Raw genomic sequence first — 23,156 nt, forward strand, 5'->3', positions numbered from 1 at the left:
CCCTTACAGTCTTCTTCCTGATCTTGCCGGTTGTTTCGCTAAGGGATACATTGTATCCATTTGGGAACGGCGCTCGAGGGGATTGCCCATGTCGGATCTGGCCGAGGACTATCGTCGTCACGGTTTCGCCGCGCGGTTGGGTGTCGGTGAGCGGCCGGCGGTGCTGGTGGTCGATGTCTGTGCCGCTTATCTGACCGATGGGTCGCCGTTGCGGGCGCCGGTCGAGGCGGCTGTCGCGGCGGCGGGGCGGTTGGTCGCGCATGCTCGCGGGGTGGGGCGGCCGGTGATCTTCACGCGGGTGAGTTATCGGCCGGGGAGTGCGGACGGGGGACTGTTCCGTCGGAAAGTGCCGTCGCTCAGTGCTTTCGAGGAGGGGAATCCGATGGGTGAGTTCCTGCCGGAGCTCGCGCCCGTAGCCGGTGAGGTGGTTGTGACCAAGCAGTATGCGAGTGCGTTCCACGGCACCTCGCTCGCGGCGACGCTCGCGGCGGAACGGATCGACACCGTGCTGGTCACCGGGCTGACCACCAGCGGTTGTATTCGCGCCAGCGCCACCGACGCGCTGCAACACGGCTTTCGGCCGCTCGTGGTCGCGGATGCCTGCGGTGATCGGGATGCCCGCCTGCACGAGGCCAACCTGCTCGATCTGGACGCCAAGTACGCCGATGTCGTCGACCTGGCCGCCGCATTCGCCGCACTGGACCACCCGGCGACCTGAACAACCACTCGCACAACACTTTTCGTTCTCACCGTGAGGAATTCTATGGGCCCGCATCCACACGGCTGGTGGATCCTGCTGCACCTGGTGCTGTTCGTCTTCTGGCTCGGCGGCGACCTGGGCGTGTTCTACTCCAGTCGCTTCGTCATCGATCCGCAGCGCACGCCACCGGCCCGCGCCACCGCCCTGGCCATCATGAGCGGACTGGATCTCGGTCCGAAGATCTGCCTGATCCTGTTCCTGCCCAGCGGATTCACGCTGATGGCGCTGGATCCGCACGGCGCGCGACTGTTCGGCATCGCGCTGTTCCCGTGGTGGCTGATCGCGCTGGTGTGGGTGTTCGCGGCGGCCTGGCTGGGCCTGGCGATCACCGCGCATCGCACGCACGGGCGCATCGTGGTCGTGCACCGCACCGATCTGACGATTCGATACGTGCTGGTCGCGGCCCTGACCGTGACCGGGTGCTACACCGTTCTCGCGCACGATCCGTTCGGGGTGACCACCAACCCGCGCTGGCTGGGCGGCAAGATCCTGCTCTACACCGCCGCCCTGGCCGCGGGGCTGGGCATCCGGAAGACGTTGCGGCCCTTCGGCCCCGCGTTCGGCAAGCTCCAGACCGAAGGTTCGAGCCCCGAGGTGGAGCACGCGCTGCGCCGCAGCGTGAACGGCTGCCTGCCCTACGTCTGGGTCATCTGGGGCAGCGTGCTGGCCGCGGCGGCCCTGGGCGTCCTCAAGCCTGGCGCGAATCTCTAACCCGCATAACCCAATTGGGTCGACAACGCACCCGAGGCCCGCAGCAGCAGCGGCACGCACTCCCGCATCCGCGGCTCGAACCGCGGCAGCGGACCGCACACGCTGATCGCGGCGACCACCCCGCCGTCGTGATCCAGGATCGGCGCGGCGATGGCGGCGGCCCCGATCTGCCGCTCCCCCAACGACATCGCGTACCCCTCGGCCCGAATGGTCGCCAATTCCGCGCGCAGCGCCTGCGGTGAGGTCACCGTGGCGTCGGTGAGGGCGGTGAGTTCGTGCCGGTCCAGATAGTCGTCGATCTCCTTCGCGCGCAGGTGCGCGAGAATCGCCTTCGAGGAGCTGCCCGCGTACAGCGGGTACGGTTGTCCCAGTGCGACTTCCATGCGCAGTTCCTGATCCGGGACGACCTGGTCCACGCACATGCGGGTGTCGCCGCGGCGGATCGAGAGGGTCGCGGTCTCCCCGGTCAGGGTGGCCAGGCGCCGCAGTTCGGGTCCGGCCATCACCCGCAGATCGGTGCGCGCCAGATACGCCCGCCCGAGCGCCATGGCCGCGTGGCCGAGCGCGTAGCGGCGGGTGGTGGGCTCGACGGTGATCAGATCGCGGCTGCGCAGCGCGGTGAGGATGCGGTGCACGGCGGCCTTGGTGATGCCGAGTTCGTTGGCGATCTCGGTCACGCCGAGATCGGGGCGGCCACTACGGCCGAAGAGCAGCAGCACATCCATGGCGCGCTCGACCGAGGCGATGGACCGGCTCTGGGTATCGGATTCGGTGACGGTCACGCAGCCAGTCTAGGCGGAGGATTTCCCTATGGGAAACGCCCACTCCGCTCGTTCCACTTGCGCGACCAGGCACGCAGCGTTACCTTGTGCGTTACGTCGTTTCCACTGTCGAAACAGCCGCACCTACCCACGAGGGGATTGCCCGATGATCGGAGAACGACTCGTCGAGGATATGACCGACGCGGAACGCGAACGCGCCCAACGGGTCGAGTCCGTGCTACCCGCCCTGCGCGACGCGGCCGAGGAGGCCGACCGCACCGCCACCTTCCCCACCTCCCATATCGCGCTGCTGCGCGAGGCCGGGCTGCTCGGGCTGGTGGTTCCGGAGAAGTTCGGCGGCCTCGGCGGCACGCTGCGCGATCTGGCCGCGGCCACCTACGCCATGGGCACCGCCTGCCCGTCCACCGCGCTGGCCTACTTCTTCCACAACACCAGCGCCTCGCGCGGCCTGCTGCCGCTCGAGGCGATCGACGCCGGACTGTTCGACGAACAGGAGATCCCGGTGGTGCGGGCCTTCGCGGAGAAGGTGCTCACCCGGATGGCCGACGGGATCTGGCTGGCCAATTTCGCCTCGGAATCGGTCAAGACCTCGGGCGCGAACATCACCATCGCGACCACCGCCACCAAGGTCGACGGCGGCTGGATTCTCAACGGGGAGAAGTCCTTCGGCTGCGCGACCGGTGTGGCCGACTACTACCTGACCTCCGCGAAACTGGCCGGTTACGACACCGCCGAGGGGCTGGCCACGTTCTTCATTCCGCGCGACGCACCCGGGGTCAGCGTGCGCGCGCCGTGGGACGGGCTCGGCATGCGCGCCACGGCCAACAACGGTATCCGCCTGGAGAACGTGTACGTCGCCGATGACGAGGCCCTGGGCGTGCCGGGGGCGTTCACCCGGATGCTCACCATGAGCCGGGGCAGTTTCGTGGGCAATCAGCTCGCCATCGCCGCGGTCTACACCGGCTGCGCACAACGCGTCTACGACGAAACCCTCACCGCGACAACGAATCGCAAGTTCGCCGACACCGGGGAACCGATCGCCTCCGCGCCGGTGCACCAGGTGCTGTTCGGCGAGATGACGCGGCAGCTGGAGACCGCCTATCTGTGGTTGCGCTATCAGCTCGCCGTCGAGACCGCCGAACCGCCGTTCAAACCGAAGTCCGAGGTGTTCACCCAGTGGCGACTGGGCAAGGGCGCGGTCACCGAGGCGTGTTTCCAGGTCGCGCTCGGCGCGCTGAAGGCGGGCGGCACGTCCGCGGCCTCGATGAGCGGTTTCGCGGGACGGGCGCTGCGGGATCTGGCGATGGGGCTGGTGATGACGTTCCCGGCCGAGCGCGGGGTGCTGGAGGTGGCGCGCATCGTCACCGATGCCCGCGCCAACGAACTGTTCGCGACCGCTCCGGCCGAGGCGGTGCGATGAGCGTGGACCTACCGGACATCCTCGAGTTCATCGACGGCGGATGGGACAAGCCGGCGCTGGAACTGGCTGTGGCCCTGGAGGATCCGGCGACCGGGACCACGATCGCCCCGGCCGTGGCCACCTCCCCCGAGCGACTCGAGCGCGCACTCGCGGTGGCGCACAACGCATCCGGAACGATCGGCCCCGATACGCTCGAGGCCGTCGCCGACACCCTCGAGGAGCGCCTCGAACGGATCGCGATGCTGGACGCGTTCGCGACCGGGGTGCCGCTGCGGCAGACGCGGCTGCTGGGTGTGATCGTCGCCGGTTCGTTTCGCTTGGCCGCCGCCCAGATTCGCGGCGGCGCACTCCGCGAGGATCGCGACGGGGTCGAGGTGCACCGGCTGCCGCTCGGCCCGGCGCTGTGTCTGGTCCCGTGGAACGCGCCCACCCCGATGGCCGCGCACAAGGTCGCCAACGCGCTCGCCGCGGGCTGCCCGGTGATCCTCAAGGTCAGTGAACTGGCTCCCTACGGCTCGATCGTGCTTGCCGAGGCCATCGCCGAGCACGTGCCGCCCGGGATGTTCCAGCTCGTGCACGGTGACGCTCGCACCGGCGCGCAGCTGGTGGCCGATCCGCGGATCAAGGCCGTCTCGTTCACCGGCGGGGTGGCGGGCGGGCGCGCGGTGGCGACCGAGTCGGCACCGCTGTTCCGGCCGTGCCAGCTGGAATTGGGCGGGAACAACCCCCTGGTCGTCCTGCCCGACGCCGACCTCGACACCGCCGCGCGGATGGCCGCCGAGTTGCTCACCACGCTCAACGGTCAATGGTGCCGTGCGCTGGGGCGGCTGATCGTCCCGGCGGCGCTGGCCGACGAGCTGCGCGAGGCGATCGGCGTGCGACTCGAATCACTGTGTGCCGGTGAGCCATTGAATACCGAGACCGATTTGGGTCCGCTCGTGCACTCGCGGCATGTGGCGACGATTCGTCACGCGATCCAGGGGCGTGCGGCCCGGTCGTTCGGCGATGTTCCGGCGCACGGCAATTTCCTCGCCCCCACACTTCTGGACGGCGATTCGACCGAGGAGATCTTCGGCCCCGTCGCCGGGGTGGTGACGTACGAGCAGGTCGAGGATGCCGTGCAACTCGCCAATGCCCTCCCCTACGGGCTGGAAGCCTATGTGTGCGGGTCGGATACCGAATTCGCGCGCACCGTGGCGCGGCGGATCCGGGCCGGTGAGGTCAAGGTGAACGGTTCCTCGATCATGAGCCTGGATCTGATGACGCCGCGCCCGGCATGGGGCATTTCCGGTGTGGGAGAAGAGGGTACGGCCGAGACGCTGCGGTTCTTCACCGGGGCTCGGGTCGTCGGCGTGGAGGGGCGTTTCGCCCTGCACACCTCATGACTACCGTCGCCATCGCCGGGACGGGGCCGGTGGGGTTGACCGCCGCGCTCGTGCTGGCCCGGCGCGGGATCGATGTGACGGTGCTGGAGCAGGGCGAGGCACTCGCGGGTGAATCTCGTGCGTCCACGTTCCATCCGCCCACCCTGGAGATGCTGCGCGATCTCGACATCACGCCCGCGTTGATGCGAAAGGGTTTGGTGGCCCGGACTTTTCAGTACCGCGAGCGCGGCGGTGATCCGGTGGCGACGCTGGATCTCGGGGTGTTGTCGCAGGACACCGAATTCCCGTTCCGGGTGCAGTGCGAACAGAGCAAGCTGACGCCGATACTGCTGGAAGCGTTGCCGGATTCGGCTCAGGTGCGGTTCGCACATGCCGTCGAGGGTGTCGAGACCGGGCCCGGCGGGGTGCGGGTGAAGACCACTCGCGGTGTGGTGCAGTGTGATTGGTTGATCGGCGCGGACGGGGCGCATTCGGCGGTACGGCGCGGGATCGGCGCGGAGTTCGAGGGCAGTACGTATCCGGAGCGGTTCCTGGTGGCCTCCGTGGACGAGGACCTCGAGGCCGTACTGCCCGGGATCGCGCTCATCAATTACGTTTTCGATCCGCGGGAGTGGCTCGTGCTGCTGCGCACACCCGATCACTGGCGAGTGCTGCTGCCCACACCGGCGGATACTCCCGACGATCTCGAATTGCGCCGTCTGCCCGAACGTTTGGCCGGTGTCGTGGATCTCGGCAGGCCCTGGCACATCGCCCACGCCTCCCTCTATCACGTGCACGAGCGTGTGGTGCCGTACTTCCGCGACGGCCGGGTGCTGCTCATGGGCGATGCCGCGCACGTCAACAACCCACTCGGCGGTCTGGGTATGAACAGCGGTATCCACGACGCCGTACGCATGGCGCACGCGCTGGCAGACGTCCTGTCCGGCGAGCCGGACGAGGTGCTCGAACAGGCCGCCCGACGCCGCCGCACGGTCGCGGTGGAGCATGTGCAACGCACCAGCCGCAACAACTGGTCGCAGCTGCGCACCCATGATGCCGAATACCGCCGTGGACTCCGTGAATTGGCGGCCGATCCGGCTGCCTCGCGGACCTATCTGCGACGGGCCTGCCTGATGGATTCGCTGGAGCAGCAATGAGTTCCGCTGGAGCGGCGCGGATCGACCGTGAGAATCCGGCGCACCCGAGTGAGATCGTGGGGTCGGTTCCGGTCACCGCACCCGATGCCGTGGGTACGCTCGTGCGTCGATCCGAACAGCGTTTCCGCGTGTGGTCACGACTTCCGCTGTCCGAGCGGTTGCAACCGATTATCGCTGCCGCCGAGCGTATTACGACCGAGCGTGACACACTCGCCGCGCTGCTCGCGCGTGAGTCCGGTAAACCGGTATCGGACTGTCGCGGTGAGATAGGTTTCGCCGCAACCTATCTGCGCTGGATGTGTGAGCGAGCGCCCGAGATCTACGCTGATATCGACATCGATGACGCGCAGGGGCGGCTACGTCTGACGCCGAGCCCGTTCGGCGTGATCGCCGCCATCACGCCCTGGAACGCCCCGATCATCCTGTCGGTGCTCAAACTGGGACCGGCTCTGGCGGCCGGAAACACGGTGGTGCTCAAGCCTTCTCCCCTGGCACCCCTGGCCGTGTCCGCAGTCGCCGCGATGCTCCCGGAGACGACGGTCGTACACGGCGGACCCGATCTCGTACGGGCTCTGGTCAACCATCCCGCGATCGGCAAGGTCGCCTTCACCGGTGGCGATACGGCCGGACGCAGTATCGCCGCGGCGGCCGGAGCGGCTCTCAAACCTGTGGTCCTCGAACTCGGCGGCAACGATCCGGCCGTCTTCCTGAACGATTTCGTGCTCGAGCCGGACGATTACGAGCGCCTGGTACTCGCCTCCTTCGCCACCTCCGGCCAGGTCTGCATGGCCGCCAAACGACTCTATGTGCCCGAACACCGGTCCACCGAGTTCATCGACGCGTATGTCGCTGCCGCCCAACGGATTCTGCGCGTCGGCGATCCCCTGGACGATCAGGTGACGATGGGCCCGGTCATCACCAGCGCCGCCGCCGATCGGGTCCGCGGGCTCATCGCCGAGGCCGATCAGCTCGGCAGCATCGTCACACTCGCGAAATCACGTGTGGGAGACGGCTATTTCGTAGATCCTGTGCTGGCCCTGGACCTACCCGACGATGCCGCACTGGTCCGCACCGAACAGTTCGGCCCGGCGGTACCCCTGCTCACCTACCGCACCGAAGCCGAGGCCCTGGCCCGCGCCAACGATTCCGATCTCGGCCTGGGCGCATCGGTGTGGTCCGCCGACGAATCCCGCGCCTTCGCCTTCGCGGCGCAACTGGAAGCGGGCTTCACCTTCGTCAACACCCACAACCGCACCGGCATGTCCCTGCGCGCCCCGTTCGGCGGCACCAAGCGCAGCGGCTATGGACGCGAATACACCGACGAGGGCCTGCGCGAATACGTGCAGACCACCGTCACGCATCTCCCCGCGGCCTTCCGCGACGGCGGCAGTGGCCTGCCCGCCGGGGCATATCCGCGCTGACCCGGCGGCATCCACCGCCGCCGGGTCAGACCCCGTGCCGGCGCAATGCTGTAGCACTCACCGGAAGGTCAGCGGCACCGAGGCGAGGATGTTGTGCGGATCGGTGAGGCTGGTGACCGCGATGGTGCACGCGCCCGGCTGCGACGCGCAGTTCACGCCGCCGACCGCGCCGACCAGGGTGATGCTGCCGGCATGCCAACTGCCCTGCGCGTCAGCCTTTCCCAGCAGTGAGCCCTGCAGGTTGCAGTCCGAGGGGCCCGCGATCCTGGACTTGCACTGACCGATCGCGACGGAGGACAGGTTCGGCGCCAGACCGCTCACCGACACACTGATACTCTGGCCGACCGCGACGCCACCGGATTGGCTCACCGCCAGGGTGGCCGCCTCCGCGGGTGCGGCGCCGAACAGGGCGACGACGGCCAGTCCGGCGACGGTCGCGCTCATCAGGGTTCTGGTACGAAACATGATGTCCTCCTGGACTTCTACAACCGCCGACGATCGGCGAAGGCGACAATGGCGACGACGGCCAGCAGTGCCGCCGTCACCGACCACAGCACTGTGGATGGTCCCCGGGTGTCGGCGGGAGCGGCGGTCACCGTCCCCGCCGCGGGGGCCGTCGTGGGTGGCGCGAGCTTCGAGCCGACGAACGTCACCGGCGTCAGCCCGGTATTGGCCGAGATGACCGCGGCGGGTTGGGTGCCGGGCAGTGGCGCGGCGGCGACCTCGCATTGTTGCCGTAAGCAGTCGATGCTCTTGAAGTGGTCGCGCACGGTCAGGGTCAGGGTGGCGAAGGTCCCGTCGGCGCCGACGTTCACGAAGGTCGCGCCACCGTCCAGATCGCAGTCGGTCAGACCGTTGGTATATCCCTGTTTACACAGCCCCACCGCGACCGCGGCGAGTCCCGGCTGAAAACCGCTGCCGCTCACCGTGATCCGCTGACCGTCCCGCAAATCGGTGGTGGCGTCGACGTGCAGGGTCGCGGTGGCGTCCGCGACGGCCGGTGCGGCCGTCATGGCGGCGAAGGTCAGGGCCAGTGCGCCCGCCAGCATCGCGCGTTTCATCATGCGCCTCCTTCGACGGCGATTTCGGTGGTTCGGGATGCGGTCGAACGGTCCGGGCCCGCCGCGACCCACCCGACGACCAGGGCGACCAGCAGCACCGGCAGCGCGCACAGCGTCAGCGCCGAACCGAAACCCCAGAGGTGACCGGCCCCGAATCCGGCCCCCAACCCCAGCAGGCCACCGACCGTGAACACGAGTCCGGTGCCCGCGCCGAGGAAATGTCCGGACGCCGTAATCTGTTCTCGCGCTTCGTGATCCATCACGATCAAGCACCGGATCGCGGCTGTGACCGCGACGCCGATACCGATCGTCGCCTGCCACGCGTTCGCCCCGGTCGCGACGAGCACCCCTCCGCCCGCCGCGAGTATCAGCAATGGCACCAGCGCGCGAATCCGATATCCGCCGACCAGCGCCATGAGCAGGGCCGGAATCAACGCAGCCGCCAGGTAGTAGGACCGCCCGGCATCCAGGACGTTCCAGCGGAACAGCAGCAGATGCAGACCCGGCAGTACCGTTGCGCCGAGCACGAACCCGATTGCGCTGTAACCCGGCCATATCCAGCGCGCGTGACGAACTTCACCGGGCGCGCCAGCCCCCTCGAGCAGCGGATTCAGCACCGCCACACCCACTCCGGCGACGGCTGCCAGCGCCCCCGCGACCAGCAACGCCGCTCCCGGCCGCATCGTGCACAGCCCGGCCACGACCGCGCCCGCGATCGACGCCGCACAGACCGTTCCATAGAATTCCCGCACACCGACGACGGCACGCGCCACAACCAGCAGCGGCCCCACCGCCACACCGGCGACGAGCACCCCGCAGGTGAACACCGGAATCGACGAGAACAGGCCCGCCACAAGCACTCCCAGCCCCGCGACCACCGCCGCCACTCCAACGCCCCGCCCCGTACCGAGCAGCCGGAAACGCTGTACGGGCCATACCGAGAGTCCGCCGAGCACCACCGCGGTCAGCGTGATGTACCCCACCACCGCACCGGGGACACCGATCACACCGCCCAATGGCGCACTCAGCAGCGCGATTTCGACACCCGCCATCGGACCGGCGGCCGCCGCGGCGATACCGAGCAACCAGCGCGCCGCACGGGGCCCAGCAGGTAGTTCGGCACGAATGTCCACGGATCGCGCACCTGTCGGTGGTGGTGTGGTCATCTCTCACCTCCAGCACCTGTTTCGCATCAGGAAACACGGTTTCGCAGTTGCCATATTGAACCGTCGGTAACCGCCGCTGTCAAGCGAGAACGAGCGCGTAACGGCCTGGAAACAGGGGATTTTCACGTGCCGGTGACCATTGCGGCAGGAAATCTTCGCCATCGGCTGGACAGATCCGCACCGCCGGTACAGAATCGCAATTGTTGGAAACGGCGTTTCGTTGTCCGAAACGCCTTCGATTGGAGGTGCGCGTTCAATGACGCGAGTCGCCGCCGCCCAGCTCGCCGCCGGAACCGATGTCGCGGCCAACCTCGACACCTGTCTGCGCGTCGTCGACGCCGCCGCGGCAGCCGGAGCCGACCTGGTGGTCCTGCCCGAATTCTGTAACCACCTATCGTGGTACGCCGACCGCGCCCATGCGCACCGAATGGCGTGCCGACTCGAAGATCGATTCCTGACCGCAATCGCCGAGCGTGCCGCGCGGCACGCGATGTACGTCAAGATCGGCATCACCCTCGCCCGCGAGGACGGCCGGATCACCGGCACCGGCCTGCTGTACGGCCCGGACGGCGCGCTGCTGGGCCAGTCCGACAAGCAGATCCTGATGGGCGCGGAGAACGATCACCTGGATCGGGGCGAAACCGATTCGGAGATCATCGACACCCCGCTCGGCCGGATCGGCATGTACGCCTGCATGGAGGGCGTCATCTGCGAGGTCACGCGCTCGCTCGCGGTGCGGGGCGCGCAGGTGCTGCTCAACAGCCTCAACTCCTTCGCAACCGACGAAGCGAGCCTGCACATTCCGGTGCGTGCCGCGGAGAACAAGGTGTGGGTGGTGGCCGCGAACAAGGTCGGGCCGCTGCTGCCGGAGGCGCAACTGCCCGATATCGCGGCGAAGCTGGGCGTGCCGCCGGACCGGTTGCACGGTGCGGGTGAGAGCCAGATCGTGGCGCCCGACGGCACCACCGTCGCCCGCGCACCGCGGCACGGTGAGGCGGTGATCGTCGCGGATATCGATATCGCCCTCGCGGACGACAAACGTCGTCCCGACGGCACCGATGTCCTCACCGCCCGGCGGCCGTCGATCTACGCGGCGTCGTCGGTCCGATCGGTGCGACAGGCCCCGGCGGGTGCGGACGAGATCCCGGTCGCCGCGGCCCTGGCCGACACCGCGGTGATCACCGAACTCGCCGGTGCCGGAACAGAGTTGATCGTGCTGCCGGAACTCACCGGAACCGTGGACGAAGTCGTCGCGGCACTGCGCGGCAGCACCGCGCACGCGGTGCTGTCGATCCGCGAGGACGCCGCACACGTCGCGGTTCTGGTGAACGCGACCGGCGTCGTCGGCCGCCAGCCACAACTGCATCGCACTGCACGTCATCCCTGGCTCACCGACCTCGGGTCCGGGCTCGAGATATTCGAATTACCCTGGGGCCGAATGGCTCTCGTCGTCGGCGATGACGCGCTGTTCCCGGAGATATTCCGTTCGGCCGCCCTCGCCGACGCCGATGTGGTGGCCGTACCGCACACCATCGGCGAACCGTGGGAAACCCGCCTCGGCCTGCCCGAGCGCGCGGCCGAGAACCGGCTCAACATCGTTGCGGCAGCACTGGATTCGTCCGGATCACTGACCGCCTCGAGCTATGCCCTGAGCCCCGATTTCACCCTCTGGACCGCCTGGAAGGGCCCGTTCACCGGTGTGATCAGCCATCCCGAGGTAATCCCCGCACCGCCGGGGGCCGACCGGATGCGGGCCGTCATCCGACCCGCGCAGGCGGTGAACCGCGCCGTCTCGCGCGGCACCGATCTGCTGGCGGGCCGCCCACCCGCCGCCGTCGCCGCCCTGCTGCGCGAACCCGCCACCGCGACAACCGAATCGGAGCCCTCATGAGCGAAACCCTGCAACACGTCGAGCAGATGGTCGACGAGAATCCGCGCGTCGATGTCACCGAGACCTTCAACGAATGGCAGGAACTGCTGTCCGGATTGAAGGACAAGATCGCCGGACGTTTCGAACTCACCCGCGATCCCTGCACCACCGATCTGGACTCCTACGGCGACGCCGCCACCGGCCCGTCCGGCAGTCTCGCCGCCTACTCCGGACCCGAGATCGATTGGCTCGTACACTCCTGGATCGGTGATCCCCGAACGGGTTTCGTGAATCTGCACCTCACCGCCTGGCTGGGCCCGCAGGTCCGGGTGCCGCATCTGGCCTCGGCGCTGCTGCTGTGGCCGCAGGGCTGGTTCTACGTGGACGGGGTGCCGCGCGGCGACCTGGTCGGCGACGGCGACTACTACGACAGCTACTACGCCGAGGCCGACGCACCGTGGCTGGCTTTCAAGGAGGACCACCCGGATTTCACCTGGTTCACCAGTCGCACCGGGTTCATCCGCGCCAGCCTCTCCCCGGTGGCGTACTGCTATTCGTTCCCGGCGAACCGCCCGAATCTGGACACCGTCGCCGAACTGCTCACCGCGAAGGTGGATCAGTGGCTCGGCTGGGTCGATGCCGCCGAACCGGTACCCGACGAGGAACGCGCCGCGCTCGCGGATCGGGATCTGCGGATCCGGCGCAATATCGCCGAGCGTGATCCGGCGAATGTGATGGGAGAGCGCATGTTCGGGGCCGAACTGACCCAGCGTCTGGTGCGCGCCCTGTGGGGCGGGGACCGCGTGCTGCCGAGGCCGGTGGGATGAGCATGCGACTGATCCGTTCGCTGTGGTGGTCCGCGCGCACCGAGGGTGACGCCCCGTTCGACACCGCACATCTCAAGGTCTACTACCCCGCCGTCGCGTCCGGGGACGATGCCGAACGCCTCACCGGCGTTTTCGCACCCGATCCCGCCGACGCGCCCTATCCGGTGGTGCTGTTCCTGTCCGGCGTCAATGTCGGGCAGGACTCCTATCGCCGTTTCGCCTCCGCCCTCGCCGAATCCGGTTATGTGGTGGTCACTTTCGATCGCGTCGCGGATCTGTTCGGCGGACAGCGCGGGCTGACCCCGGGCGTGGACCTGGCCGCCGCGCGGCCGGACACCTACGGCACCCGGCCCACCTGCCCGACCATTCCGGCCGTCCTGGACGCGCTCGCCGAACTGAATGAGACCGAACCGCTGCGTGGCGCAATGGATCTCGACCGCATCGCGCTGGGCGGGCATTCCGCGGGCGGCACCGTGGTGTTGCAGTCCGCGCGCTACTTCCCGGCCGTGCGCGCGGTGTTCGCCTGGGGTGCGCACACCATGGTCGCGACCATGCTGGGCTGGGATCCCGGCACCGTCCTGCCCGCCCAGGTGGAGTGTCCGGTGCTGCTGGGCGTCGGCGGGAACGACGGGGTGATCAAGGGCAGTGCCGACCGCTACGGCGAGGGCGAGGACCGCCCGGACCCGGTGGTGCGGACCTTCACCGAGGCGCTGCCCGAGGGCGATCACATCCTCGCCACCGTGCCGGGCGCGAATCACTTCGGCATCGCCGACGCCGATCCCACCGCGGCCCGCGCCTTCCTGGACGAGGCCGCCGAGGTCGACGCCCTGACCCCGTTCGCCCGGTTGACAACGTTGTTCCTGGACGCCCATCTGAAGGATTCGGCGACCGCCCGCGACGAGCTGGCGGGTTTCGACGACGGACTGTTATTGAAGCGGCGCTAGGAGATCACGGTGCTCAAGAACTTCTGGTACGCACTGGAATTCGCGGACAAGGTGGGCCGCACACCGCGGCAGGTGCGCTGTCTGGGCCAGGATTTCGTGCTCTATCGCACCGAATCGGGTGAGCCGATCTGCCTGTCGGATCTGTGCGTGCATCGCGGCGGCGCACTGTCGATGGGGACGGTCAGCGGGGACTGCATCACGTGTCCGTATCACGGTTGGCAGTACGACTCGAACGGCGTCTGCGTGCGCATTCCCGCCAACGCACCCGAACGCGCCATCCCGCGCAAGGCCCGGGTGGACGCCTATCCGGCCGTGGAGCGGTACGGCATGGTGTGGGCGTTCCTCGGCGATCTGCCCGAGGAGCAGCGGCCGCCGATTCCGGAGATTCCGCAGTGGGCGGATCCGAGTTTCCGGGCCGTGCAGTACGAGATGGTCGTGGACGCCAACTACGAACGCACCTTCGAGAACGTCGTGGACGCCTCGCACACCCCGTTCGTGCACGGCACCGCGTTCGGCAATCCGGACAAACCCGAGATCCCCGATTTCCGGGTGCGCCAGACCGACTGGTCGGCCGAGGCGGACATCCCGCTGAGCCCGCCGCCGCCGAAAGGCTTGTGGGGCTTGCTGTTCCGCGGCAAGGAACTGCCGGACTTCGTCACCGTCACCAATGCGTGGTACCTGCCGAACATCGTGAAACTGCACGTGCGGCTGCCGATCGGCGATCTGATGCTCTACGACTTCAACATCCCGCTGTCGCAGGATCGCACGCTGATCAAGATCCTGGGCTTCCGCAACTTCTTCACCGGCGGCTGGGCCGACGGCAATACCCGCAAGCGGATCGAGAAGATCCTGCTGCAGGACCGTCCGGTGGTGGAATCCCAACGCCCCGAACTACTTCCGTTCGACCTGTCCGACGAGCTGCACGTGCGCAGCGACGCGTTGCAGGTCGCCTATCGCCGCCGCCGCGCCCAGCTGATCAAGGACGGCTGGTGGGTCGGCGGTGACGATGTCGTCACCGGCGATTCGCCGCGACGCCGGGCCACCGTCCTGGCCTCACCGGCCCGCCACGACAATCCCGAACTCGCCGCAGCCTGGGTGCACAAGGCCCGCCAAGGAGGAGACCCCCGATGAGCCTGACCGCCGAGTTGAGCGACCGAACTCTCGAAACACTGTCCGGCGCACTGGGTTCCAGCGTCGAAGAGGATGAAGCGCTGGTGAGTCCGATGTCACCCGAGCCGGTGGGCCGGCTGCGGGTGTTCCGCGGCGGGCCGATCGACAAGCTGGTGACCGTCGATCTGGTGGTGCCGCCGATCGGGCTGGACAGCCACATGATCTTCGCGTTCACCGAACCCGATTCCGCCGTACCGCATTTCACGCTGGATTCGGTGCATCACGGCGAGTACTACGCGATGCATCTGGATCTGGTGCCGCGCGCGGACCTCGCGGTGAATCTGGCCTATCTGGATGCGGCCTTCCTGCCACTGACGCCGCTGTTGGACGCGGCCTGGCAGATCGAGGGTGTCTCCGCGGCAGCCGTCGGGCCGCGGCAGCGGGCGATGATGTCGCCGTGGATGGTGGTGTGCCGGGCGACCGAACCCGCGTTCACCGCACTCGGCGAGACCGTCGAGGCGTATCTGCGGCACTGGATCTCCCTGATGGACAAGGGAGTTCCCACACCCGAGGCCGATCTCCCGGCGCGCGATCTGGCCAATCGGGCCAATCTGTTCAGCCCCGAGGTCGACCCGGTGTGGCAGCAGGTGACGCGGATGCTGGGCGTCGAGCAGTCCGAGCGGGTGCGCATGGAGTTGGCGCGATGAGCGAACAAGCGGAACCGAGCCGCTGGCAGCAGCGCATCACCGGTGAATGGGTCGGCCGCCCTTCGCTTTTCGACCACGAAGGGGTGTGGCTGGGGTTCGAGGACATTCGCCGGTCCTCGGTCTTCGAGGACGGCAGGACCACGTACTACATGGACGGCGGGCTCACCGGCGGCGGGCGGATGGCCGGACGCTTCGCGCTCGGCGCGCCGTTCGAATTCGGGGTGGTGGACTCCGACGGCGACCGGATCTACACCGGGCCCGATTTCTACGGATCCGGCCAGCCCTACGGCGGTTTCGTGGACGCCAACTACTACGGTCCGGGCTGGCAGGTCGCCTTGAACACGTGGAACCAGACCGTCGGCGACACCCAGATCTACTCGTCGGTGCTGTACCAGGGCCCGGCGATGGTCGGGGTCTTCACCGGCCTCTACACCCGCGATCCGGCCCTCGCACAGGAACGGATCGACACCGAAACCCGCTGTGGTGGTGTCACATTCACCTTCGCGACCAAGGACGACAGCAGTTTCGCCGGTGATCTGGAACTGTGGTCGGCCGATCAGCAGAGTATCGGCAAGTCCCGGATGACCCGCACGATCGCGCCGCGCGACCTGCTCACCGCCGAGCACCACCTGACTCTCGCGGGACCGGTCGAATCCGATCTGCGGATCGCGATACGCCGCGACGGCGCACGCACCTTCCACGAGGGCCCGGACGCCTACGGCAGCGGACTCGCCTGCGGCCGAGCCAATTTCGTCCGCCTGCACTATGCCGACGGCCGCCGGTTGATCGGGCGGGAATTCATGATGGACGCCGAGCCCGGGATGGGTGCGGGGTCGACGCTGGCGGTGGCCTATCAGCTGTACGAGCACAACCGGCTCGCGGTGGTCCTGCACGGCGTGCTGGAGCGGCAGTGAGCAACGTCGTCGTCACCGGCGGCACCCGGGGTATCGGATTGGGTATGGCCCGCGCGCTGCTGGCCCGCGGGCATCGGGTCGCGGTCTGCGGCACCGATCCGGCGCGGATCGAGGCGCTATGTGGTGAATTGGGTGATACCGCAGTGGTATTCGCCGCCGACACCACCGAACGCGCCGAGTTGCAAGCATTCTGGGACGCGGCGGCCGAACGGTTCGGCGGCGTGGACATCTGGATCAACAACGCGGGCGTCTCGCACACCCGCACGCCGATGTGGGAACTCCCCGTCGAAGAAGCGCGAAAAGTGGTCGGCACCAACCTGATCGGCGTGCTGAACGGATGCGCCGTGGCGATCACCGGGATGCGGGATCGCGGCGGGCACATCTGGAATATGGAGGGCCTGGGCAGCGACGGACGGTCGGTGCCGGGCCTGGGCGTCTACGGCGCCACCAAACGCGCCGTCACATACCTCACCGACGCGCTCGCCAAGGAAGTTCCCGCCGGAGTATCGGTCGGGGTGCTGAGCCCCGGCATGGTCACCACCGATCTACTCACCCACGGTTACGACGATCCGGACGAATTGGCCAAGGCCCGCAGGATTTTCACGATTCTCGCCGATCCGGTGGACACCGTCGCCCCCTGGCTCGCCGAACGGGCCGTGACCCGCACCCGCAACGGCGCGCGGGTGTCCTGGCTGACCACGGGCAAGGTGATCCGCCGTTTCGCCACCGCGCCGTTCCACACCCGCGACCCGTTCGCGGCCTGAGCGACACTCCCTCGACCGCAGGAGATCTCCCATGCCCGACATCCTCGGCTGGCGCGCCAAATTCGGCGTCCTGGCCCCCTCGACCAATACCGTCGTGGAAGCGGATCTGACCCGCATGGCCGTGCCCGGCGTGACCGCGCACATCGGCCGCATCCACATCCGCGATCAGCACATGGGCGACGACGCCGGGATGGAACGGCTGCTCGACCAGATCCGCGACGAGATCGTCGCCGCCTGCGAACGCGTGCTGACCTGCGAACCCGATTACATGGTGATGGGGATGTCGGCCGAAACCTTCTGGGGCGGAGTCGAAGGCAACAAGCGGTTCGTCCGGCAGATCCACGAGGTGACCGGTTTGCAGGTCGCCACCGGGGCCGAGGCGTGTCGGCGCGCGCTCGAACAGAGTGGGGCGCACCGCATCGGCGTGGTCACCCCGTATCAGGCCGTGGGTGATGAGAATGTGGTGCGGTTCTTCGGTGAGCTCGGGTTCGAGGTGCGGCGGATCAGGGGATTGCGCTGTCCCACAGCGGTTTCCATCGCGCACGTGAGCGAGGACGAGTTGCGGGCGGCGCTGCTCGAGGTCGACGGCGACGATGTGGACGCGATCGTGCAGTGCGGGACGAATCTGTCGATGGTCCGGCTGGCCGACGAGGCCGAGCGCTGGCTGGGTAAGCCGGTGCTGGCGATCAATGCGGCGATCTGGTGGATGGCGTTGCGCGACAACGGGTTCACCGATCGCATCGACGGCGCCGGATCGTTGTTGCGGGAGCACTGAGCACGAGAGCGGCCCCTCCGGTAACCCCGGAGGGGCCGCCGCGCGTCACTGACGGCTCGGGTTCGCCCACGCGCCGATCGAGGCCGAACGCACCGGTTCGATGAACTTCGGCGGGAGGGTGTCCGGGAATTCCGGGCCCCAGTTGGTCGCGTTGCCCGACATGGTGACCGTGGCGTCCTCGGTGTACCAGTCGACCAGATCCGCGTCGGACCGGATGATCCAGGTGCAGCCCTTCTCCGCGTCGGCGGTGAAATCGCCGTGCCGGATGAAGGCGGGACGCCAGAAGTACGTTCCCGGCCACATGGTGCCGAAGTTGTATTCGAAACCGCCGTCCAGGCAGTACGCCTCCTCGCTGCACGGGTGATGCGCGAGCGGCACCTCCCGCCAGCCGGGCTTGGCCTTGATCAGGCGGGTGTAGAAGCCGGTCTCCGGATCCCGGTGCAGCAGTTTGATATACAGGCCCGGGACCGGCGTGCCGCCCAGGTCGAAACGCATCGGGCTGCCGTCCTTCACGTCGATCCAGGGCATCGACGCGGTGTCCAGCACGATGAGTTCCTGGTCGGGGCGCACGGATTCGCCGTTGCCCGCGGCGGGCTCGAACTCCCAGCCGCCGCGTTCGCGGAACAGCAGGATCTCCGTGCCCGCCTGGACCTCCAGCGCCGGAGTCCACACCCCCGGAGGCGCGGTCCAGTAGCCTTCGGCCCCGAGTTCCTGTTCGCCCAGGCGCACCCGCCCGGACAGCACATACCACTCGGTCTCGGCCGTGTGCACTCCGGCCGGGCGCGACCAGTCGCTGGTGAAACGGACCTTCAGCGAGGCCGAACCATCCTCCTCGTCATAGCTGAGGTTGCGCTGTTCGGCGCTACCGGTGGCGTGCCGGAACTCGGCCGGATGCCAGATCAGATCTTTTTCATCGATGAGTTCGACGTGCGGGCGCATGGAACCTCCTGCGGCAGCGCTGTTTCCAATACAGAATGTAGCGCTTAACAATAACCAACACAAGATGTATCGTTTATTACCGTGAACAGACCAGGACGCCCCGCCGGACCCGCCAGTGAGACCGCCGAGATCGTGCTCACCGCCGCCCTGGAACTGATCCTCACCGAGGGCGCGGCGGCCCTGACCCCGCAGCGCCTGCACGCGATGACCGGGGTCGCCCGCACCACCATCTACCGGCACTGGCCCGCGCCCAAGGACTTCCTGGCCGCGCTCATCACCGTCGCGCCGCACCCCTCCCCCGCGCCCACCGGAGATCCGGTCGCGGATCTGCACGCGGAAGTCGACTCGCTCTGTGATCGCTTGCGCGACAAGCCCGTTGCGGCGTTCCTGAGCGCGCTGGTCACCGCGTCGGCGACCGATCCGGAGTGCGTGGAGCTGCGGCACCGGTACGTCGCGGATCTGCTCGCGCCCTTCCGTGCCGCGGTGCGGGCGGTGGGGGTGCGCGAGCGCGCGACGGCCGAGGAGATCGCCATGAGCATCGTGGCGCCGCTGCTGGTCGACACCTTGCTGCTGGACGCGCCCGCCGATCGGGAGCGGGCCCATCGCGCGGTCACCGAAGCCCTGAATCACCTTCCGGCCCAGGGACATTGACCTGGTCGTCCCTATCTCGAGGAGTTCGACATGACCAATATCGTGGGACCCCGCGCCGTCTTCGGCGTGATCGTACCCAGCACGAATACCGTTGTGGAGCACGACTATTGGCGTGCCGGGGTGCCCGGGGTGAGCTATCGCGCGGGGTCGATGTACATCCCGGATCCGGTGATGGGCAACGACGACGACTTCCGGGCGCTGCTGGGGCAGATCCGCGCGTCCATCGAGACCGCCGTCCGCGACGCGCTCACCGCCGAACCCGATCGCATGGTGATGGGCATGTCCGCCGAGACGTTCTGGGGTGGCGTGGAGGGTAACGCGGCATTCGAGAAGCGGCTGCGCGACCGTACCGGCCTGCCGGTGACGACCGGGGCCAGTTCGTGCCGAGCGGCGTTGCACGCGTTGGGATGTCGGCGGATCTCGGTGTTCTCGCCGTATCAGCCGATCGCCGACGAACAGGTCGGCACGTTCTTCCGTGAGGCCGGATTCGAGGTCGCCGCGATCACCGGGCTGCGCTGCCCGACCGCGATGGATATCGCCCGGGTCGCACCCGACCCGTTGCGCGCGCTGGTCGCGGAGCTGGACGGGCCGGATGTGGAGGCCATCGTGCAGGTCGGCACGAATCTGTCCTTCGTCGCTACCGCCGACGAACTCGAACGCGAGCTGGGTAAACCGGTGATCGCGATCAATGCCGCGACGCTCTGGCATGCGTTGCGCGAGCACGGTATCGACGATCGCGTCGAGGGCGCCGGACAGCTGCTGCGCGAGCACTGAGATTTCCGGGTCGACCGGATTCCACTTCCACCTCCCCATGTGCGCGTGTACGTCGTACAATTTCCTCATACGGAACACCGTTTTGTATGAGGAAACACACCGGTGACGATGTGACACTGTCTCCGGCACGCTCGGCGCAGGCAGTCATTCTCGGAAACCGCCTGTCCCGCATGTGGAGTCGCGATGATCCTGCGCAATTCGACCCTGATCGTCCTCACCACGGCGTGCGTCACCGCCGCCGGATTCACCCCCGCCGTCGCCGATACCGGCCGATTATCCGGCTCGATCGATCTGCCCTGCGCCGCCAGCGTCCTGCGTCAGGACGCGGCCTGGTATCTCCCGCCCGGCACACCCCGCGGCCTGGTCTGGCTCCAACACGGTTTCGCCCGCACCGCGACCGACGTCGCGGACCTGGCCCGAACTCTCTCCGCCGCAGGCTATCTCGTCTTCACCCCCACCCTGCCGTTTCTGAACGCGCACGGCTGCACCCTGCAGAACCTCGGCGACAACACCCCGTTCCTCGACCGGGTCGCCCAATTGTTCGGCACCGCAACCGATCCCACCGGCCCCCTCGCCACCGCCCTGGCCGCGGCGGCCACCCGCACCGGAGTCACCCCGCCCGCGATCCCGCACCGCTATGTCTTCATCGGCCACTCAGCCGGAGCCGAAGCCGTCGAATACGTCGCCCACCGCCTGCACACCACCTACCCGGCCACCTGGCCGAACCTCCGCGGCCTCATCCTGCTGGACCCCGTCAAATCCTTCCTCGGCGCCAACACCGACACCGCCCTCACCGACCTGTCCCCCACCCCCTTACCGATCCTCACCATCTCCGGCCCACCCGCCCCCTGCAACAACTTCGGCACCGGCACCACCGCGCTGCGAACCGACCTCCACCGCCCCCTCCTCGGCGTACGCCTCACCACCGGCGAACACACCGACGCCGAAGGCCCCAGCACCGACCTGCTGGCCGAATCACTCTGCGGCACACCCCAACCCGCCAACACCACCACCCTGCAACAACTCGCCGTCCGCTGGACCACCCAATATTTCGCCGGAACCACCGACTACCTCCCCCGGTCCCCAGCTCCCGAATCAGCACCCTTCCAGGTACTCACCGGGACGTAGTCGTCGCCGCCCGAAACTGCCCCTTGCGCTCTCCAACAGCCCAAACATACGATTGGTATATCCAAACAGGTGATTGGGGAAGCCGAAGTGGACAGTACTCGGGAGCGGATCGTCGCCGCGGCGTTGCGGTTGTTCGCCGAACAGGGGTATGCGTCGACCAGCGTCGCGGCCATCGAGGAGGCAGCGGGGCTGTCGCCGCGGTCCGGGGCGCTGTACACGCACTTCGCATCCAAGGAGAAGGTGCTCGCGGCCGCGGTCGAGGCGGCTATCACGTTGGCGGAGACCGGATTCGCGCTGGCGCCGATGTTTCCGCTCGGAGATCTGCGCGCCGAACTGGTGCTGGTCGCGCGGGGTTCGCTGCTGCTGATGTCCAACTGGGGCAACCTGATTCGGGTCATGATGAAGGAGTCCGAGCAGTTTCCCGAGGTGATGACCCAGGCGCGGGAGCGATTGTTCAGCCCGTCCTACACCTATCTCGCGGGCTGGCTGACCGAGCGGGCCGCGCAGGAGCAGTTGCCCGAACGCGATTTCGAGGCGATGACCACCATCTGGCTGGGCGCGATCGAGAACTTCTGGGTGATGACGAACGTCTATCGCCACCGCCCGCTCGGCACCACCGACGATCGCTTCGTCGAGGAATGGGTGGATTCACTACTGACCGCACTGGGGGCGAAACCATGACGTACAGCTTCGATTTCAACGATCCCGCCGTGATCGAGAATCCCTATCCGAGTTACGCGCTGTTGCGGGAGCGGGCTCCGGTCTTCCACTCGCTCGACCCCGACCTGTGGATCGTGAGTCGCTACGACGATGTGCGGACGGTCATCCGCGACGCGGAACGTTTCTCCTCCGCGATCTCCGCGATCGGTTCGGATCCGTTCAATCCGACCATGAACCCCCCGACGTGGCTGACCCGATCGCTGTCCGGCATCCCCGCCGTCCGGGTGCTGCTGACCAGCGATCCGCCCGACCATACGATGTTGCGCCACAAGGTGAGTCGCGCCTTCACGCCGCGTCGCATCGCGGCGTGGGAGCCACGTATCCGGGAGGTCACCGCGCAACTGGTCGACCAGATGACGACCGTTCGTAACCCCGATCTGGTGCGCGATCTGGCCGCCCCGCTACCCGCCATCATCATCGCCGAAATGCTCGGGGTGCCCGCCGATCGACGCGAGGATTTCAAACGCTGGTCCGACGGACTGATCGACGGACTGCTCACCGGCGGCAGCCGCACCGCGATGATCCGCAGCGCGATCGCCATCTCCTGGTACTTCTACCGCGCGGTTCGCCGCCGTCGCCGCGCACCCGGCGACGATATGATCGGTTCCCTGGTCACCGGCACCGGAGCGGAGGCGCTCACCACCGCGGAAGCCGTGAATTTCTGCATCCTGCTGCTCGTCGCGGGCCACGAAACCACCACGAATCTGATTGCCAATACCGCACTGGCCCTGTTCGACCGGCCCGACATCCGCGACCGATTGCGCGCCGAACCAGTGGCCGCGGCAGCCGCCGTCACCGAGACATTGCGTTTCGACGGCCCGGCGCAGGCGCTGCTGCGGGTCACGACCGCCGAGGTCGAGCTCGGCGGCGCCACGATCCCCGCCGGAGCCTACGTGCTGCCGCTGGTCGGCTCGGCCAACCGGGATCCGAGCAGGTTCGCCGACCCCGACGAATTCCGGCTCGATCGTCCGAATACGCAGGACCACTTGGCATTCGGTGCGGGTATTCACTACTGCATCGGTAATGCGCTGGCGCGGATGGAAGCCGTTGCGGCGATCGAGGAAATCGCCCGCCGGGTGCCGTTCATGGCTCCCTCCGGAACGCCGGAACGAATCGCGAGCCCGGTGTTGCGTGGCTTGCGTAGTCTGCCGATCACGCTCCGCGCCCCGCATACGAGTGCTCGGTGAATTC

General features: G+C 67.9%; 24 protein-coding genes. 19 read left to right on the forward strand and 5 right to left on the reverse strand.

Annotated features, from left to right (window positions below):
* Positions 1 to 88: 88 nt before the first annotated feature.
* Together NRB20_RS19710 and NRB20_RS19715 are read left to right on the forward strand one after the other, a co-directional pair.
* On the forward strand, positions 89 to 718 hold the full coding sequence (locus NRB20_RS19710) for an isochorismatase family protein (RefSeq protein ID WP_153411631.1): 630 nt from the start codon (positions 89 to 91) through the stop codon (positions 716 to 718).
* A 45-nt stretch (positions 719 to 763) separates the two neighbouring features.
* The gene (locus NRB20_RS19715) at positions 764 to 1,471 is read left to right on the forward strand and encodes a hypothetical protein (protein WP_153411632.1); all 708 of its coding nucleotides are present in this window, start codon (positions 764 to 766) and stop codon (positions 1,469 to 1,471) included.
* Here the strand turns inward: NRB20_RS19715 and NRB20_RS39340 are convergent.
* A complete protein-coding gene (locus NRB20_RS39340) occupies positions 1,468 to 2,253 on the reverse strand; it encodes an IclR family transcriptional regulator (protein ID WP_319945144.1) in 786 nt (261 codons plus the stop codon). The two genes, NRB20_RS19715 and NRB20_RS39340, sit on opposite strands and share 4 nt — an antisense overlap.
* Positions 2,254 to 2,398: 145 nt before the next feature.
* Between NRB20_RS39340 and NRB20_RS19725 the strand changes: the two genes are divergently transcribed.
* The 4 genes from NRB20_RS19725 to NRB20_RS19740 are packed head-to-tail and all read left to right on the forward strand — an operon-like array spanning position 2,399 to position 7,615.
* Positions 2,399 to 3,673: an acyl-CoA dehydrogenase family protein gene (locus NRB20_RS19725; RefSeq protein WP_227833684.1), complete on the forward strand. Its 1,275-nt coding sequence runs from the start codon at positions 2,399 to 2,401 to the stop codon at positions 3,671 to 3,673.
* Positions 3,670 to 5,058: an aldehyde dehydrogenase family protein gene (locus NRB20_RS19730; protein WP_153411633.1), complete on the forward strand. Its 1,389-nt coding sequence runs from the start codon at positions 3,670 to 3,672 to the stop codon at positions 5,056 to 5,058. The genes NRB20_RS19725 and NRB20_RS19730 overlap by 4 nt, the downstream gene beginning before the upstream one ends.
* Positions 5,055 to 6,194, forward strand: a complete 1,140-nt coding sequence (locus tag NRB20_RS19735) for an FAD-dependent oxidoreductase (RefSeq protein WP_153411634.1) — start codon at positions 5,055 to 5,057, stop codon at positions 6,192 to 6,194. The genes NRB20_RS19730 and NRB20_RS19735 overlap by 4 nt, the downstream gene beginning before the upstream one ends.
* Positions 6,191 to 7,615, forward strand: coding sequence for an aldehyde dehydrogenase family protein (locus tag NRB20_RS19740; RefSeq protein WP_153411635.1), 1,425 nt, complete (start codon positions 6,191 to 6,193; stop codon positions 7,613 to 7,615). The genes NRB20_RS19735 and NRB20_RS19740 overlap by 4 nt, the downstream gene beginning before the upstream one ends.
* Before the next feature lie 57 nt (positions 7,616 to 7,672).
* Here NRB20_RS19740 and NRB20_RS37630 read toward each other — a convergent pair whose 3' ends face one another.
* Genes NRB20_RS37630 through NRB20_RS37640 form a run of 3 tightly spaced genes read right to left on the reverse strand, consistent with a single transcriptional unit; the run spans position 7,673 to position 9,809 of the window.
* The gene (locus NRB20_RS37630) at positions 7,673 to 8,080 is read right to left on the reverse strand and encodes a neocarzinostatin apoprotein domain-containing protein (protein ID WP_194289930.1); all 408 of its coding nucleotides are present in this window, start codon (positions 8,078 to 8,080) and stop codon (positions 7,673 to 7,675) included.
* A gap of 17 nt (positions 8,081 to 8,097) precedes the next feature.
* On the reverse strand, positions 8,098 to 8,676 hold the full coding sequence (locus NRB20_RS37635) for a neocarzinostatin apoprotein domain-containing protein (protein ID WP_194289931.1): 579 nt from the start codon (positions 8,674 to 8,676) through the stop codon (positions 8,098 to 8,100).
* A complete protein-coding gene (locus NRB20_RS37640) occupies positions 8,676 to 9,809 on the reverse strand; it encodes a hypothetical protein (protein WP_194289932.1) in 1,134 nt (377 codons plus the stop codon). The genes NRB20_RS37635 and NRB20_RS37640 overlap by 1 nt, the downstream gene beginning before the upstream one ends.
* A 289-nt stretch (positions 9,810 to 10,098) precedes the next feature.
* Here NRB20_RS37640 and NRB20_RS19755 point away from each other — a divergent pair, with 289 nt between their 5' ends.
* From NRB20_RS19755 to NRB20_RS19790, 8 genes are read left to right on the forward strand one after another with little or no spacing between them, the layout of a single operon-like run.
* A complete protein-coding gene (locus NRB20_RS19755) occupies positions 10,099 to 11,733 on the forward strand; it encodes a nitrilase-related carbon-nitrogen hydrolase (RefSeq protein ID WP_153411637.1) in 1,635 nt (544 codons plus the stop codon).
* Positions 11,730 to 12,539 (forward strand): oxidoreductase, encoded by an 810-nt coding sequence (locus NRB20_RS19760; RefSeq protein WP_153411638.1) that lies wholly within the window; start codon positions 11,730 to 11,732, stop codon positions 12,537 to 12,539. The genes NRB20_RS19755 and NRB20_RS19760 overlap by 4 nt, the downstream gene beginning before the upstream one ends.
* Entirely contained in the window at positions 12,536 to 13,483 is a 948-nt protein-coding gene (locus NRB20_RS19765; RefSeq protein WP_227833685.1) for an alpha/beta hydrolase family protein, read from the forward strand. Before NRB20_RS19760 ends, NRB20_RS19765 begins: the two co-directional genes overlap by 4 nt.
* 9 nt (positions 13,484 to 13,492) lie before the next feature.
* On the forward strand, positions 13,493 to 14,614 hold the full coding sequence (locus tag NRB20_RS19770) for an aromatic ring-hydroxylating dioxygenase subunit alpha (protein ID WP_319945145.1): 1,122 nt from the start codon (positions 13,493 to 13,495) through the stop codon (positions 14,612 to 14,614).
* Positions 14,611 to 15,300 carry a hypothetical protein gene (locus NRB20_RS19775; protein WP_153411639.1) on the forward strand — a complete coding sequence of 230 codons (690 nt, stop codon included), beginning with the start codon at positions 14,611 to 14,613 and terminating at the stop codon, positions 15,298 to 15,300. Before NRB20_RS19770 ends, NRB20_RS19775 begins: the two co-directional genes overlap by 4 nt.
* Positions 15,297 to 16,214 carry a hypothetical protein gene (locus NRB20_RS19780; RefSeq protein ID WP_153411640.1) on the forward strand — a complete coding sequence of 306 codons (918 nt, stop codon included), beginning with the start codon at positions 15,297 to 15,299 and terminating at the stop codon, positions 16,212 to 16,214. Before NRB20_RS19775 ends, NRB20_RS19780 begins: the two co-directional genes overlap by 4 nt.
* Complete coding sequence (locus tag NRB20_RS19785; protein WP_319945146.1) at positions 16,211 to 16,978, forward strand: SDR family oxidoreductase; 768 nt, start codon at positions 16,211 to 16,213, stop codon at positions 16,976 to 16,978. The genes NRB20_RS19780 and NRB20_RS19785 overlap by 4 nt, the downstream gene beginning before the upstream one ends.
* Before the next feature lie 31 nt (positions 16,979 to 17,009).
* Complete coding sequence (locus NRB20_RS19790; RefSeq protein ID WP_153411641.1) at positions 17,010 to 17,753, forward strand: maleate cis-trans isomerase family protein; 744 nt, start codon at positions 17,010 to 17,012, stop codon at positions 17,751 to 17,753.
* Between the two features lie 45 nt (positions 17,754 to 17,798).
* Here the strand turns inward: NRB20_RS19790 and NRB20_RS19795 are convergent, their stop codons facing one another.
* A complete protein-coding gene (locus NRB20_RS19795) occupies positions 17,799 to 18,692 on the reverse strand; it encodes a DUF4437 domain-containing protein (RefSeq protein WP_153411642.1) in 894 nt (297 codons plus the stop codon).
* 81 nt (positions 18,693 to 18,773) lie between these two features.
* On the opposite strand from NRB20_RS19795, the gene NRB20_RS19800 reads away from it, so the two are divergent.
* The 5 genes from NRB20_RS19800 to NRB20_RS19820 all read left to right on the forward strand — a co-directional run bounded on the left by NRB20_RS19800 (position 18,774) and on the right by NRB20_RS19820 (position 23,152).
* The gene (locus NRB20_RS19800; RefSeq protein WP_319945147.1) at positions 18,774 to 19,343 is read left to right on the forward strand and encodes a TetR/AcrR family transcriptional regulator; all 570 of its coding nucleotides are present in this window, start codon (positions 18,774 to 18,776) and stop codon (positions 19,341 to 19,343) included.
* 30 nt (positions 19,344 to 19,373) lie between these two features.
* Entirely contained in the window at positions 19,374 to 20,117 is a 744-nt protein-coding gene (locus NRB20_RS19805) for a maleate cis-trans isomerase family protein (protein WP_153411643.1), read from the forward strand.
* Positions 20,118 to 20,300: 183 nt separating this feature from the next.
* A complete protein-coding gene (locus tag NRB20_RS19810; RefSeq protein WP_153411644.1) occupies positions 20,301 to 21,245 on the forward strand; it encodes an alpha/beta fold hydrolase in 945 nt (314 codons plus the stop codon).
* Positions 21,246 to 21,332: 87 nt separating this feature from the next.
* Positions 21,333 to 21,926 (forward strand): TetR/AcrR family transcriptional regulator, encoded by a 594-nt coding sequence (locus NRB20_RS39345; protein ID WP_153411645.1) that lies wholly within the window; start codon positions 21,333 to 21,335, stop codon positions 21,924 to 21,926.
* Positions 21,923 to 23,152: a cytochrome P450 gene (locus NRB20_RS19820; RefSeq protein WP_194289933.1), complete on the forward strand. Its 1,230-nt coding sequence runs from the start codon at positions 21,923 to 21,925 to the stop codon at positions 23,150 to 23,152. The genes NRB20_RS39345 and NRB20_RS19820 overlap by 4 nt, the downstream gene beginning before the upstream one ends.
* Positions 23,153 to 23,156: the final 4 nt, after the last annotated feature.

The organism is Nocardia macrotermitis, from assembly GCF_009604405.1.
Lineage (GTDB): Bacteria > Actinomycetota > Actinomycetes > Mycobacteriales > Mycobacteriaceae > Nocardia > Nocardia macrotermitis.